12 protein-coding genes are annotated in these 15324 nt (G+C 37.8%); all 12 read left to right on the top strand.

Annotation, left to right across the window (positions count from 1 at the left end; translation table 11 throughout):
• Nucleotides 1–47: 47 nt before the first annotated feature.
• The 12 genes from codY (at nucleotide 48) to nusA (ending at nucleotide 15312) form a co-directional block, all read left to right on the top strand.
• Entirely contained in the window at nucleotides 48–827 is a 780-nt protein-coding gene (codY, locus tag TR08_RS01415; RefSeq protein ID WP_045515233.1) for a GTP-sensing pleiotropic transcriptional regulator CodY, read from the top strand.
• Between the two features lie 274 nt (nucleotides 828–1101).
• Nucleotides 1102–1806, top strand: coding sequence for a 30S ribosomal protein S2 (rpsB, locus tag TR08_RS01410; RefSeq protein ID WP_034677043.1), 705 nt, complete (start codon nucleotides 1102–1104; stop codon nucleotides 1804–1806).
• Between the two features lie 123 nt (nucleotides 1807–1929).
• On the top strand, nucleotides 1930–2811 hold the full coding sequence (tsf, locus tag TR08_RS01405) for a translation elongation factor Ts (RefSeq protein ID WP_045515222.1): 882 nt from the start codon (nucleotides 1930–1932) through the stop codon (nucleotides 2809–2811).
• A 105-nt stretch (nucleotides 2812–2916) separates the two neighbouring features.
• Nucleotides 2917–3642 carry a UMP kinase gene (gene pyrH / locus TR08_RS01400; RefSeq protein ID WP_045515220.1) on the top strand — a complete coding sequence of 242 codons (726 nt, stop codon included), beginning with the start codon at nucleotides 2917–2919 and terminating at the stop codon, nucleotides 3640–3642.
• Nucleotides 3642–4199: a ribosome recycling factor gene (gene frr, locus TR08_RS01395; RefSeq protein ID WP_045515218.1), complete on the top strand. Its 558-nt coding sequence runs from the start codon at nucleotides 3642–3644 to the stop codon at nucleotides 4197–4199. Before pyrH ends, frr begins: the two co-directional genes overlap by 1 nt.
• Before the next feature lie 253 nt (nucleotides 4200–4452).
• Nucleotides 4453–5232: an isoprenyl transferase gene (locus tag TR08_RS01390; RefSeq protein WP_045515216.1), complete on the top strand. Its 780-nt coding sequence runs from the start codon at nucleotides 4453–4455 to the stop codon at nucleotides 5230–5232.
• A gap of 46 nt (nucleotides 5233–5278) precedes the next feature.
• Nucleotides 5279–6067 (top strand): phosphatidate cytidylyltransferase, encoded by a 789-nt coding sequence (locus tag TR08_RS01385; protein ID WP_045515214.1) that lies wholly within the window; start codon nucleotides 5279–5281, stop codon nucleotides 6065–6067.
• Between the two features lie 263 nt (nucleotides 6068–6330).
• Nucleotides 6331–7473 (top strand): 1-deoxy-D-xylulose-5-phosphate reductoisomerase, encoded by a 1143-nt coding sequence (gene dxr / locus TR08_RS01380; RefSeq protein WP_045515512.1) that lies wholly within the window; start codon nucleotides 6331–6333, stop codon nucleotides 7471–7473.
• Between the two features lie 18 nt (nucleotides 7474–7491).
• Nucleotides 7492–8751 carry an RIP metalloprotease RseP gene (gene rseP / locus TR08_RS01375; protein ID WP_045515212.1) on the top strand — a complete coding sequence of 420 codons (1260 nt, stop codon included), beginning with the start codon at nucleotides 7492–7494 and terminating at the stop codon, nucleotides 8749–8751.
• A gap of 145 nt (nucleotides 8752–8896) precedes the next feature.
• A complete protein-coding gene (locus tag TR08_RS01370) occupies nucleotides 8897–13219 on the top strand; it encodes a PolC-type DNA polymerase III (protein ID WP_045515210.1) in 4323 nt (1440 codons plus the stop codon).
• 461 nt (nucleotides 13220–13680) lie between these two features.
• Entirely contained in the window at nucleotides 13681–14151 is a 471-nt protein-coding gene (gene rimP / locus TR08_RS01365; protein WP_045515201.1) for a ribosome maturation factor RimP, read from the top strand.
• Between the two features lie 39 nt (nucleotides 14152–14190).
• Nucleotides 14191–15312 carry a transcription termination factor NusA gene (gene nusA, locus TR08_RS01360; protein ID WP_045515199.1) on the top strand — a complete coding sequence of 374 codons (1122 nt, stop codon included), beginning with the start codon at nucleotides 14191–14193 and terminating at the stop codon, nucleotides 15310–15312.
• Nucleotides 15313–15324 lie beyond the last annotated feature (12 nt).

Below are 15324 nucleotides of genomic sequence, written 5' to 3'. Positions count from 1 at the left end.
ACAATAAAACTTAATAATCGTTTCAGTTAATTAGGAGGAAGAAACAGATGGATTTACTTACAAAAACTAGAAAAATTAATGTGTTACTACAAAAAGCAGCAGGAAAACCAGTGAACTTTAAAGAAATGTCTGAAACACTAAGTGAAGTTATCGAATCGAACATTTTCATCGTAAGTCGTCGTGGAAAGCTTTTAGGCTATGCGATTAACCAGCAAATCGAAAATGATCGTATGAAAAAAATGCTAGAAGATCGTCAATTTCCTGAAGAATATACAAATGGTCTATTTAATATTCAAGAAACATCTTCAAATCTTGATGTCGAAAGCCAATATACTGCATTTCCAGTAGAAAATAGAGATTTATTCCGTGAAGGATTAACAACAATCGTTCCAATCATCGGAGGCGGTGAACGCCTTGGTACATTAATCCTTGCAAGATTGCAAGAAAAGTTCCATGATGATGACCTTATTCTTGCTGAATATGGTGCAACTGTTGTCGGCATGGAAATCCTACGTGAAAAGTCAGAAGAAATCGAGGAAGAAGCAAGAAGTAAAGCTGTTGTTCAAATGGCAATCAGTTCATTATCATATAGTGAGCTTGAAGCAATTGAACATATTTTTGAAGAGTTAAATGGACACGAGGGCTTATTAGTTGCTTCAAAAATTGCTGACCGTGTTGGTATTACTCGTTCTGTAATTGTTAATGCTTTAAGAAAGCTTGAGAGCGCTGGAGTAATCGAATCTCGTTCTTTAGGTATGAAAGGAACGTATATCAAAGTTCTAAACGATAAATTCCTAGTTGAACTTGATAAACTAAGATCCAACTAATAAAAAAATCCCTAGTCCAACTAGGGATTTTTTTTGAAGGCTGTGTTAAAGCTAATTGTTGATTATGCACCCTGTTGATTGGAGCGGAAATCAACAGGCAAATTTATCACAGCCTTTTTGAAAGTTAAACTTGATTGTTATCTGGACATATGCTATATTATTTAACGGTGTTATTACACACGCTTGTTGATTTAGGCAGCCGGTGCTGTAAATACAGTTGCTGTTTAAAAATGAGACTTAGCGGAGGAAAACGAAACCATAGGAGGAAAAAAACATGTCAGTAATTTCAATGAAGCAATTGCTTGAAGCAGGTGTACACTTTGGACACCAAACTCGCCGTTGGAACCCAAAAATGAAGAAATATATCTTCACAGAGCGTAACGGTATCTATATCATCGACCTACAAAAAACAGTTAAGAAAGTTGAAGAAGCTTATAACTGGGTGAAAGATCTTGCTGCTAACGGCGGAACGATCCTTTTTGTTGGTACTAAAAAACAAGCTCAAGATTCTGTTAAAGAAGAAGCAGCTCGTTCAGGTATGTACTTTGTTAACCAACGTTGGTTGGGTGGTACTTTAACTAACTTTGAAACAATCCAAAAGCGTATTGGCCGCTTAAAAGATATCGAAAGAATGTCAGAAGACGGTACTTTCGAAGTATTACCTAAAAAAGAAGTTGTTCAACTTAAGAAAGAACAAGAACGTCTTGAAAAATTCCTAGGCGGAATCAAAGACATGAAACAACTTCCTGATGCACTTTTCATCATCGACCCTCGTAAAGAGCGTATCGCAGTAGCAGAAGCTAAAAAGTTAAACATTCCTATCGTAGGTATTGTTGATACTAACTGTGATCCAGATGAAATTGATGTTGTAATTCCAGCTAACGATGATGCAATCCGCGCTGTTAAACTATTAACTGGTAAAATGGCAGATGCGATTCTTGAAGCTAAACAAGGTGAAGAAGTAGCACAAGAAGCGTAAGATAGTGACTTATTCAAAAGGTGATAAGAGGGAGACCCTTTATCACCTTTTTTTAAGAAATGTTTATCTTATTTTGGAATGGCTAAGATATAGTATAGTACATAGTTTAAGGAGGAATTTTCAATGGCAGTTACTGCTCAAATGGTTAAAGAATTACGTGAAAAAACAGGCGCAGGAATGATGGATTGTAAAAAAGCATTAACAGAAACAAATGGTGATATGGATAAAGCAATCGACTTCTTACGTGAAAAAGGAATTGCTTCGGCTGCGAAAAAGGGTGACCGTATTGCTGCAGAAGGTTTAACATATGTTGTTGCTGAAGGAAACGATGCAGTTATTTTAGAAGTAAACTCTGAAACTGATTTCGTTGCAAAGAATGAAGCGTTCCAAAATCTTGTAAAAGAATTAGCTGCTCACTTGCTTGCTAACAAGCCAGCAACAGTTGAAGAAGTTTCTGCACAAACTATTAATGGAGTGACTGTTGCAGACTATATCAATGCAGCTATTGCTAAAATTGGTGAAAAACTTTCTCTTCGCCGCTTTACTGTAGTATCAAAAACGGATAATGATGCTTTTGGTGCGTACCTGCACATGGGTGGACGTATTAGTGTATTAACAGTTCTTGAAGGTACTACTGATGCGGATTCTGCGAAAGATGTTTCCATGCACATTGCTGCTCTAAGGCCTTTATATGTTTCTCGTGACCAAGTTTCTCAAGAAGAAGTTGAGCGCGAGCGTCAAGTACTTACTACACAAGCACTTAACGAAGGAAAGCCTGAAAATATCGTAGCAAAAATGGTTGAAGGTCGTCTTGGAAAGTATTTCGAAGATGTATGTCTTCTTGACCAAACTTTTGTTAAAAACCCTGATCAAAAAGTTCGCCAGTTTGTTGAATCAAAAGGAGCAACTGTTCGTGAATTCATTCGCTACGAAGTAGGCGAAGGTATTGAAAAGCGTGAAGACAACTTCGCTGAAGAAGTTATGAACCAAGTTAATAAAAAGTAATTGGTTTTAAGGCACGATACGCAAAATATGTTTTGAATAGGGAACACGATGTGTTCCCTATTTTTAAAGATTTTTTATAATAATATACATAATAAGGAGGTTCATATGAGCGGTCCTAAGTACAAACGCGTAGTACTGAAATTAAGCGGGGAAGCACTTGCGGGAGAATCAAGCTTCGGCATTAAACCATCCGTTATTAAATCAATCGCTGGACAAGTAAAGGAAATCGCAGAACTTGGTGTTGAGGTAGCAGTCGTTGTTGGTGGCGGCAACATCTGGCGAGGTAAAATTGGTAGTGAGATGGGTATGGATAGAGCAACTGCTGATTACATGGGAATGCTTGCTACGGTTATGAACTCATTAGCACTTCAAGACAGTTTAGAACACTTAGGGATTGAATCTCGAGTTCAAACTTCAATTGAAATGCGTCAAGTTGCAGAACCATATATTAGACGTCGTGCAATGAGACACTTAGAAAAAAAGCGAGTGGTTATTTTTGCTGCGGGTACAGGAAATCCTTATTTCTCAACCGATACTACTGCTGCGTTGCGAGCTGCTGAAATTGATGCTGAAGTGATATTAATGGCAAAAAATAATGTTGATGGTGTCTATTCTGCTGACCCTCGTGTTGATCCTAATGCAACAAAATATGAAGATTTGACTTTCCTTGACGTGCTTAAAGAAGGATTGGCTGTTATGGATTCAACAGCGTCTTCATTATGTATGGATAATGATATTCCACTTATTGTTTTCTCTATCATGGAACAAGGTAATATTAAACGCGCGGTTATGGGTGAAAAAATTGGAACAATTGTTAGGGGGAAAAATTAATGCCAAAACAAGTGGTCTCAGCTACGAAGGATAGAATGCTTAAAGCAATTCAAGCATATACTCGTGAGCTAGCTAGTATTCGTGCCGGGAGAGCAAGTGCTTCTTTATTAGATAGAATTACAATTGATTATTATGGAGCACCTACACCAGTGAATCAAATGGCTGGTATCTCTACACCTGAAGCGCGACTCCTTGTCATCCAGCCTTATGACAAATCAATTCTTGGTGATATTGAAAAGGCAATTCTTAAATCTGATTTAGGGCTAAATCCGTCAAATGATGGCATGGTTATTAGACTTGCCATCCCCCAATTGACAGAAGAACGCCGAAAAGAGCTAGTGAAGTTAGTAAAGAAAGAATCTGAAGAGGCGAAAGTTGCTATCCGTAATATCCGTCGTGACGGTAACGATGATTTGAAAAAGCTGGAGAAAAACGGTGAAATAACAGAAGATCAGCTTCGCGGTTATTCTGATGATATTCAAAAACTAACTGACGAACATATCAGCAAGATTGATCAAATAACGAAAGACAAAGAAAAAGAAATCCTGGAAGTATAATTATTTTGGAGAACCCTCTTTTTTTAGGGGGTTTTTTCACTATTTTCCCTTGAAGATTATTAAAAGATAAGATAAAACAACATTCTTATTTCTTGTACGAGTTCATAAGTTAATTAGTAGAAGATATATTTTTACTTTTTTGGTATGATATAAGCATGCAAAAATCAGCATTCTTCATATATATCAACACAGGCTCTGTGGGCATGATCTATTATCGGAGGAAATGATTATCTTAATTTGGAGGAGCAATGTCATGTTTAATAAAATAAGGCTTTGGAAGAATCAAAATAATAACTCTTCCACACTCCGAGAAAATATAGAAAAGGTTAGACAATTGCCGGTACCGGAACATGTTGCGATTATTATGGATGGCAATGGTCGTTGGGCAAAGAAGAGAGCTTTGCCACGAATTGCTGGACATCATGAAGGTATGAAGGTTGTGCGTAAAATAACGAAGTTAGCAAACAGCCTAGGAATAAAAACGCTAACGTTATATGCTTTTTCAACTGAAAATTGGAAACGTCCAAAAAATGAAGTGGACTATTTAATGAAGCTTCCAGAGGAATTTTTAGGAACCTTTCTGCCTGAATTAATTGAAGAAAATGTTCAAGTAGCTATGATGGGGTATAAAGACCAACTTCCAGTACATACATTAAATGCAATAGAAAAAGCGATTGAGGATACAAAGAACAATGATGGTCTTGTATTAAACTTTGCACTTAACTATGGGAGCAGATCCGAAATTATTGATGCGACCAAAAAAGTCTTAAATGATTATAAAAGTGGAATACTGAAAGAGAGCGAGTTAAACGAAGAGGTATTTTCCTCGTATCTAATGACTTCCAACCAAAAAGACCCGGATTTATTGATCCGGACTAGTGGTGAAATTCGGCTTAGTAATTTTATGCTTTGGCAATTAGCATATACTGAGTTTTGGTTTACTGATGTATTATGGCCAGATTTTAGAGAAAAACATCTTATTGAAGCCATTGAAGCATTTCAGAATCGTCAGCGTCGATTTGGCGGTATTTAAGTAAATAATCTCTCGCTCAAGTACTTTAAAGGTGTTGAAATCTTAGATGAAGCAAAGAATCATTACAGGAGTCGTAGCAGCTGCTTTATTTTTACCAATAGTTTTTTATGGTGGACTACCATTTGTCCTATTAACGTACTTTCTTGCAACTGTCGGTTTGTATGAATTATTAAAAATGAAAAAACTTAGTATTTTTTCCGTTCATGGAATGCTATCTGTTTTATTTCTCTGGGTTATTCTATATCCAGAGCAGTATAATGATATGTTAAATACTTTTTATTATACAAAAACTGAACTGGGTATTGCTTTTATCCTATTGTTATTAGCTTATACCGTTATAACGAAAAATCGTTTTACCTTTGAAGACGCAGGTTTTTCAATATTGTCAGCCATATATGTTGGAATTGGCTTTTATTTCTTTAATGAGACTCGTGATGCAGGTCTTGTTTATGTTTTTTATTCAATATTTATGGTTTGGGCAACTGATTCAGGGGCATATTTTATCGGAAAAGCAATAGGAAAGAAAAAGCTTTGGCCGGAAATTAGTCCAAACAAAACCGTTGAGGGGTTCTTTGGTGGTGTGGTTTGTGCATTAATTGTTTCAGTATTGTTTGCTTTATTTACTGAAATCAATGCAACTATACTTTCTTTAATGGCAATAACCGTTGTTCTTTCTATTTTTGGACAAATTGGTGATCTTGTCCAATCCGCTTTTAAACGCCACTTTGGTGTAAAAGATTCGGGGAATATATTACCAGGTCATGGTGGAATTCTTGACCGTTTCGATAGTTTATTATTCGTTTTGCCATTATTACACTTTTTCCACTTATGGTAGATTACTGTCTAGCGGCACAAAGGAAAGCTACAGAGCTTTTCTACACACGAAGGAACAGCGTTAGCTTTTACGAGGAGTCCCTAGGGGCACGAGGTCATAAGCCAATCGCTTTGGAAGGCAAAAACCACGCCTTCTGTCAGCGCTTGTCTTATGCTTGTCGCCCCTGAACAAAAAGGAAAGCTCCTTTGAATACTCTTCGCAGGAACAAGCCGTGCTTGTTCCGATGGCGTTTCTGCTTTTCTTGTTAAGGAGTTGAAAAGTTGTTGAAAAACATTAGTATTTTGGGGGCAACAGGCTCGATTGGCACCCAAACCTTAGATATTATTCGAGAACATCCTACAGAATATAAATTATTAGCAATCTCGATAGGAAAGAATTTGGAATTAGCAAGAAAAATGATTAATGAATTTCAACCAGAGCTAGTTTCTGTACAAGAGTACAATGATTGTAATACATTAAAATCAGAATTCCCTAATACTAAATTTACCTTTGGAGATGAGGGACTTGTAGAAGTTGCTGTCTTTCCTTCAGCTGATATTCTTGTAAATGCTGTAATTGGAAGTGTTGGATTAAATCCAACCTTACAAGCAATTGAAAGTGGAAAAACGATTGCGATAGCTAATAAAGAGACATTGGTGACAGCTGGACATCTTGTAATGGAAGCTGCAGAAAGGAATGGGGTAGCATTACTTCCAGTAGATAGTGAACATTCGGCTATTTTTCAATGCTTGCAGGGTGAACAAGAAAAAAATATAGAAAGATTGATTTTGACTGCTTCCGGTGGAAGCTTCCGTGATCGTACACGACAAGAACTAGAAGGCGTTACGGTTAGAGAAGCATTAAATCATCCCAATTGGTCAATGGGTGCAAAAATAACAATAGATTCTGCAACAATGATGAATAAAGGTCTTGAGGTGATCGAGGCACATTGGCTTTACAATATGCCGTATGAAAAAATTGATGTCCTTCTTCATAAAGAAAGCATTATTCATTCAATGGTAGAATTTCATGACAGCTCAGTGATTGCACAGCTAGGGTCACCTGATATGAGAGTACCCATTCAATATGCACTCTCCTATCCTGACCGGTTACCACTTCCTACCTCACAACGATTAAATTTAGCACAAGTTGGTAAATTGCATTTTCAAGAAATGGATGTAAACCGTTTTCGTTGTATGGAGTTTGCCTATGAGGCTGGAAAAAAAGGCGGAACCATGCCTACGGTTCTAAATGCGGCAAATGAAGTTGCAGTAGCTGCCTTTTTAGATGGAAAAATTCGTTTCTTACAGATTGAGGATATGATTGAGAAGGCATTAAGCAAGCTTGATTTAATTAAAAATCCTGACTTATCCATTATTCAAGAAGTGGACAAAGAAACAAGACAATATGTACAAACACTTCTATAAAAAAGGTGGTTTTTTAGTTTGACTACAGTTATTGCCTTTATTGTTATCTTTGGTGCTCTAGTCTTCTTCCATGAATTAGGCCATTTGGTTTTTGCGAAACGGGCAGGAATTTTATGTCGTGAGTTTGCAATCGGATTTGGCCCAAAGGTTTTCTCACATAAAAAAGGAGAAACTACCTATACAATTAGGTTACTGCCAATAGGTGGTTTTGTCCGCATGGCTGGTGAAGACCCAGAAGTTGTTGAAATAAAACCCGGTTATAGGATCGGGCTTTTATTCGATAAAGATAATACAGTTAATAAAATCATTTTGAACAATAAAGAAAAATATCCTGATTGTCGCATTGTTGAAGTGGAACATGCAGATATTGAACACAAGCTGTTTATTAAAGGTTATCCAGAGGACGAGGAAGAACGCTTGCAAACTTTTTCAGTAAGTCCGACAGCTGTTACGGTTGAAAATGGGATAGAAACACAATTAGCTCCATATGATCGACAATTTGCTTCCAAAACCTTACCACAAAGAACAATGGCAATTTTTGCAGGACCGATGATGAATTTTGTCTTGGCATTCTTTTTGTTCATTATCATTGCATTTTTACAAGGTGTTCCTACGAACGAGCCAAAATTAGGTGAAATTACACCTGATGGTGCTGCAAATGCTGCTGGATTGTTAGAAGGAGATATTGTCCAAAGTATTAATGGCGCTGAAATTTCAAGTTGGTCTGATGTCGTTGAAATAATCAGGGAAAATCCTAATGAAAAACTTGATTTCTTCATAAGCCGCGAGGGTAAAGACCAGGAAATCTCAGTGACTCCTAAAGAGCAAACCGTTGAAGGTGAAAAAATTGGTCTAATTGGTGTATACAGCCCAATTGAGAAATCTCCAGTGAAAGCCATAACTGCTGGTTTTACTGAGACATACTTTTGGACAAAGCAAATTTTTGTTATGCTAGGACAGCTAGTTACTGGCCAGTTCTCAATCGATATGCTTTCAGGACCGGTTGGAATATATGCTTCAACTGATACAGTGGTTCAATCAGGAATTTACTATGTCATGAAATGGGCAGCTATTTTAAGTATTAACCTAGGGATTATGAACCTCCTGCCTATACCTGCACTTGATGGCGGAAGGCTAATGTTTTTTGCTGTAGAGGCAGTAAGAGGAAAGCCAATTGATCGTCATAAGGAAGGGATGGTCCACTTTATTGGATTTGCACTCCTTATGCTGCTAATGTTGGTTGTTACTTGGAATGACATCCAAAGATTTTTCTTGTAAGATCGAAATAATATTGGAAATAAAATATACGTAAAGTACCCCTGTTAATCATAACAGGGGTCTTATTATGCTAATGGTCATATGATATAATTATTTTTTGACATAAGAATTAAATAGAGATTTTATATAGATGGGAGAGGGAATGATGAGCGAACATGCCAGTGGCAAAAAAGAGCGATTCTTACTCTTGCTCCAGCAACTAGAATTAAAAGAGGACGCTGTTGTAGCACAATTTCAAAATGCTCAAATTGAAAGATTCATTGTAGAAAAAAAGGCACGTAAATGGCATTTTCAATTTTTACTAGAAAAAATTCTTCCTTTTAGTATGTATCTTCGTTTTACTACTCAACTAGAAAAAAAGTTCTCAAATATCGCAAAGATTTCCTATGATATAAAAGTAGAAGATCCAAGCTTTCATCCAGAATTATTTCTAGAGTATTGGAATTATAGTATTCAGCAAATCGATGGTATCTCACCGCCAATGTTGAAATTATTAAATGAACAGGTGCCGGCTGTTAGTGGAAATAAGCTAACGGTTTCAGTTCGTAATGAGACGGAAGGAATGGCCCTTAAGAAAAAATATGGAACGTGGATTACCAGTCTTTATCAATCATTTGGATTTCCGAGTTTAACGGTTGAAACTGATATCAAGAGCGGAGAAAAAAATGACGAATATCAACAATTTTTATTAGCGAAACAAAAAGAAGATCAAGAACGTGGACTGATGGCCTTAGCTGATTTACAAAAGAAAGAAGCTGAGAAAGATGCAGGAGGAGCTGTTCCTGAGGGACCACTTTCAATCGGGCTTACGATTAAGGATGATCAAGACCTGCGAAACATGATTGATATTGTTGATGAAGAAAGACGAGTAACAGTAGAAGGATTTATATTTGATGCCGAGACAAGAGAATTAAGAAGTGGCCGTACGCTATTAACCTTTAAGATTACTGATTATACAAGCTCGCTTATGGTTAAAATGTTTTCTCGTGATAAAGAAGACGCGGCCCTTTATCAGCTCGTCAAAAAAGGTATGTGGGTAAAAGTTAGAGGTAGTATTCAAAATGATACCTTTGTACGTGATTTAGTGATGATTGGAAATGATATAAACGAAATTAAACCAGCTGGCCGTAAGGATACCGCTCCAGAAGATCAAAAGCGTGTGGAGCTCCATCTTCATACCCCAATGAGCTCAATGGACGCTGTCACTCCTGTAGGAGCGCTTATTTCTCAAGCTAAGAAGTGGGGCCATAAGGCGATTGCGGTTACAGATCATGCAGTTGCCCAATCCTTTCCGGAGGCTTACGGTGCAGGAAAGAAAAACGATATTAAAATCCTTTATGGTGTAGAAGTAAATCTTGTGGATGATGGTGTTCCCATCACCTATAATGATACCCATCGTTTATTGGCAGAAGATACATTTGTAGTCTTTGACGTCGAAACAACTGGGTTATCAGCCGTATATGATACGATTATTGAACTTGCGGCAGTTAAAATTAGAGATGGGGAAATTATTGACCGGTTTGAATCATTTGCAAACCCTCATCATCGACTATCTGCAACAACCATCAACTTAACAGGAATTACAGATGATATGGTACAGAATGCCCCGGAAGTCGGAGATGTTATCCAAAGGTTTCATGATTGGGTAGTAGACAGTGTACTTGTTGCGCACAATGCCTCTTTCGATATGGGGTTTCTTAATGTTGGATATAAAAACATTGGCCTTGAAAAAGCGAAAAATCCAGTAATTGATACGCTTGAATTAGGTAGATTTCTTTATCCGGAAATGAAAAATCATCGCTTAAATACATTGGCAAAGAAATTTGATATCGAATTAACCCAGCACCATAGAGCTATTTATGATGCCGAAGCAACAGGATATTTACTGTTGAAAATGCTAAAGGATGCGTCAGAAAAAGGAATTGAGTACCATGATCAATTTAACGATCACATGGGAAAAGGAAATGCCTATCAGCGGGCACGTCCTTATCATTGTACTCTGCTTGCGCAAACAGAAGTTGGGTTAAAGAATTTATTTAAACTTGTGTCTATATCACATTTAGAATATTTTTATAGAGTTCCGAGATTACCACGGTCTGTACTTCAAAAATACAGAGAAGGAATTCTGGTTGGTTCCGGTTGTAATAAAGGAGAGGTTTTTGAGGGGATGATGCAAAAATCCCCTGATGAAGTGGAAGCTGCGGCACAATTCTATGATTACCTCGAGGTTATGCCGAAGGAAGTAAATGCTCCATTGTTAGAGATGGAACTAGTTCGGGATGAAAAGGCATTAGAAGATATTATTGGTAATATCGTAAAGCTTGGAGATAAATTGGGGCTTCCGGTTGTGGCGACCGGTAATGTTCATTATCTAAATGAAAACGACAAAATTTACCGTAAAATATTGGTGAATTCACAAGGTGGGGCAAATCCACTAAATAGACACAAACTGCCTGATGTCCATTTCAGGACAACAAATGAAATGCTTGCTGCGTTTTCTTTCCTTGGAGGAGAAAAGGCTAAAGAAATTGTTATAACCAATACCAACAAAATAGCTGATATGATTGACGTCATTAAGCCGATTAAAGACGACTTATACACTCCAAGAATTGAAGGCGCCGACGAAGAAATGCGAGAAATGAGTTATTCAATGGCTAAGAAGATTTATGGAGAACCGCTTCCAGAAATCGTTGAGGCACGCCTTGAAAAAGAATTGAAGAGTATCATCGGCCATGGTTTCGCAGTAATTTACTTGATTTCACATAAGCTAGTAAAAAAATCTTTGGATGATGGATATCTTGTTGGATCACGTGGATCGGTAGGTTCTTCTTTTGTAGCAACGATGACAGAAATTACCGAAGTTAATCCATTGCCTCCTCATTATGTCTGTCCAACCTGTAAGCATTCAGAATTCTTCAATGATGGATCCGTTGGTTCAGGATTTGATTTGCCGGATAAGGACTGTCCGCAATGTGGCGGTAAATACCGAAAAGACGGACATGACATTCCCTTTGAAACCTTCCTTGGCTTTAAAGGGGACAAGGTTCCCGATATCGATTTGAATTTCTCTGGAGAGTATCAGCCTCGTGCTCATAACTACACGAAGGTTCTTTTTGGAGAAGACAATGTTTTCCGAGCGGGTACGATTGGAACGGTAGCAGATAAAACAGCCTTCGGGTATGTAAAGGCATATCAACAGGACAATAATTTACAATTACGCGGGGCAGAAATAGAAAGACTTGCCTCCGGCTGTACAGGTGTAAAAAGAACTACTGGTCAGCATCCGGGTGGTATTATTGTTATCCCTGATTATATGGATGTATATGATTTTACACCGATTCAGTTCCCTGCTGATGATAGAAACTCAGAATGGAAAACCACCCATTTTGATTTCCATTCTATTCATGATAACGTCTTAAAGCTTGATATACTTGGGCACGACGATCCAACGGTAATAAGAATGCTGCAAGATCTTAGTGGAATGGATCCTAAAACGATTCCAACCGATGACCCGGAAGTAATGAAAATTTTTAGTGGAACAGAATCATTAGGTGTGACGGAACAGCAAATAATGTGTAAAACAGGTACTCTTGGGATCCCTGAATTTGGTACACGTTTTGTCCGCCAAATGCTTGAAGATACAAAACCAACTACTTTTTCTGAACTAGTTCAAATTTCTGGTTTATCACATGGAACAGATGTATGGCTGGGAAATGCACAAGAATTAATTCATAACCGAACCTGTAACCTAAGTGAAGTTATTGGATGTCGTGACGATATTATGGTCTATCTTATTTACCAAGGACTAGAGCCATCTTTTGCCTTTAAAATAATGGAATCTGTCCGAAAAGGGAAAGGCCTTTCAGAAGAAATGGAAGCGGAAATGCGTAAAAACGAAGTTCCTGAATGGTATATTGATTCTTGTAAAAAGATTAAATATATGTTTCCAAAGGCCCACGCAGCTGCCTACGTTTTGATGGCTGTTAGAATTGCCTATTTCAAGGTTCATCTTCCGCTTTTATACTATGCAGCCTATTTTACCGTTCGTGCAGAAGACTTCGATATTGAAGCAATGTCACGAGGTTCTGAATCTATCCGTGCAAAAATCGAGGAAATTAATGCAAAGGGACTTGAGGCGTCAAACAAGGAAAAAAACTTGCTAACCGTACTCGAACTTGCACTTGAAATGACGGAAAGGGGCTTTACTTTCCAAAATTACGATTTATATAAATCCGACGCGTCGGAATTCATCATTGAAGGAAATTCATTAATTCCTCCCTTTAACTCAATACCAGGGCTTGGAACGAATGCAGCTTATAATATTGTAAAGTCAAGACAAGATGGAGAGTTTCTTTCTAAAGAGGATTTACAGCAACGTGGTAAAGTGTCAAAAACTATACTAGAATATTTAGACAAGCAAGGCTGCCTCGGCTCATTACCAGACCAAAATCAGCTATCACTATTCTAAATAGGTTGTCTAGCGCAAGCAGCCTAGGGGCTCGGGGTCATAAGCATATCTAGTTGCGGCTCCTTGGGACTCGAGACATAAGCCGCCCCCTGAAGAAGGCAAAAAGCGCCTTCTTGCAGGGTTCGTCTTATGCCTTCGTCCCAGAACAGTCGCCTCTACTTTTCGGTCAATCGCTTCGAAAAGGCAAGAAGAGCGTATTCTGTCAGTGCTCATCTTATGCCTGTCGCCCCCTGGACAAGGCGCTTCCGCTTTTCTTAAAACCCTGATATAATGCGTTTCGGTTTGCATATAAAATTTGGTTATGGTATAGTTTTATTGGAAATACTAAGAAATACTCTCGTGTTCAAGAGTGGGGAAACCCGCTCTTTCGTTTTTGTATACAGATTTTTTGAAGAGTTATTTATAAAACTTTCCGTGAAATACGTATAATATGGGTGAAATGTCGGTAAAGGAGGTTGAACATGAGCAAAGTAACGGAAGTAGTAGAAGAGCTAGCGCAACCAATTATAGAAGAGTTAGGATTAGAATTGGTGGAAATTGAGTTTGTAAAAGAAGGGAAAAACTGGTTTCTGCGCGTATATATTGATAAAGAAAACGGTGTTGATATAGAGGACTGTGGCATTGTCAGTGAACGGCTTAGTGAAAAACTCGACGAGCTTGACCCGATTACCCATAATTATTTTCTTGAGGTATCATCTCCTGGTGCAGAACGTCCGCTTAAAAAAGCGAAAGATTTTGAAAAGGCAATTGGCAAAAATGTATTTATTAAAACATATGAACCAATTGACGGCGAAAAAGGATTTGAAGGAACATTGATGGAATATGACGGGGAAACAGTGAAAATTGAAATGAAAATTAAAACCCGTAAAAAAGTCATTGAGATTCCTTTTGAAAAAGTGGCTAGTGCAAGGCTGGCAGTTATTTTTTCATAATAAAAGATAATTATATGAAAGATAGGGGGATATGATCAAATGAGCAGCGAATTATTAGATGCTCTTACAATACTAGAAAGAGAAAAGGGCATTTCTAGAGACGTATTAATCGATGCGATTGAAGCGGCGCTTGTATCGGCATATCGACGCAATTTCAATCAAGCCCAAAATGTTCGAATTGATTTAAATCTGCAATCTGGCTCAATGAGAGTTTTTGCAAGAAAAGAAGTAGTGGATGAAGTGTTTGACCCTCGTCTTGAAATATCATTAGCAGATGCCAGAAGCATTAACCCTAACTATGTTGTTGAAGATGTAGTTGAAATGGAAGTAACACCGAAGGACTTTGGTAGAATTGCCGCTCAAACAGCAAAACAAGTTGTTACTCAGCGAGTTAGAGAAGCTGAAAGAGGGATTATTTATTCCGAGTTCATCGATCGAGAAGAAGATATCATGACTGGAATTGTTCAAAGACTAGACTCGAAATTTATTTATGTCAGCCTTGGAAAAATTGAAGCGCTGCTTCCTGTTAATGAACAAATGCCAAATGAGCGGTATAAGCCACATGACCGTATAAAGGTTTTCATTACTAAGGTAGAGAAGACAACAAAAGGTCCACAGATTTTCGTATCTCGTACCCATCCTGGATTGCTTAAAAGATTGTTCGAGATTGAGGTTCCAGAAATTTATGATGGTACAGTTGAGATAAAATCAGTTGCTCGTGAAGCAGGTGACCGTTCGAAAATTTCTGTTCATTCCGATAAAAATGAAGTGGACCCAGTTGGATCTTGCGTAGGTCCAAAAGGTACAAGGGTTCAAGCAGTGGTTAATGAATTAAAGGGAGAAAAAATCGATATTGTTAAATGGTCCGATAATCCTGTCATCTTTGTTGCCAATTCTTTAAGTCCATCTAAGGTATTAGATGTCATGGTGAATGAATCGGAAAAAGCAACCACCGTAGTTGTACCAGATTATCAACTATCACTAGCAATTGGAAAGCGCGGACAAAATGCCCGCCTAGCAGCAAAGTTAACTGGCTGGAAAATAGATATTAAATCTGAAACAGATGCACGTGAACTAGGAATCTATCCACGTGAAGAAATGATACGACTTTTTGATGATCAAGTATATGTTGACTTTAATGATGAAGAAGAAAAGGATTAATAAGTGAGGTGA

It is taken from the genome of Neobacillus niacini (genome assembly GCF_000759675.1).
Lineage (GTDB): Bacteria > Bacillota > Bacilli > Bacillales > Cytobacillaceae > Neobacillus > Neobacillus niacini_A.
Note: the sequence above shows the minus strand (reverse complement) of the source record. Positions and strands in the feature narration are given on the sequence as shown.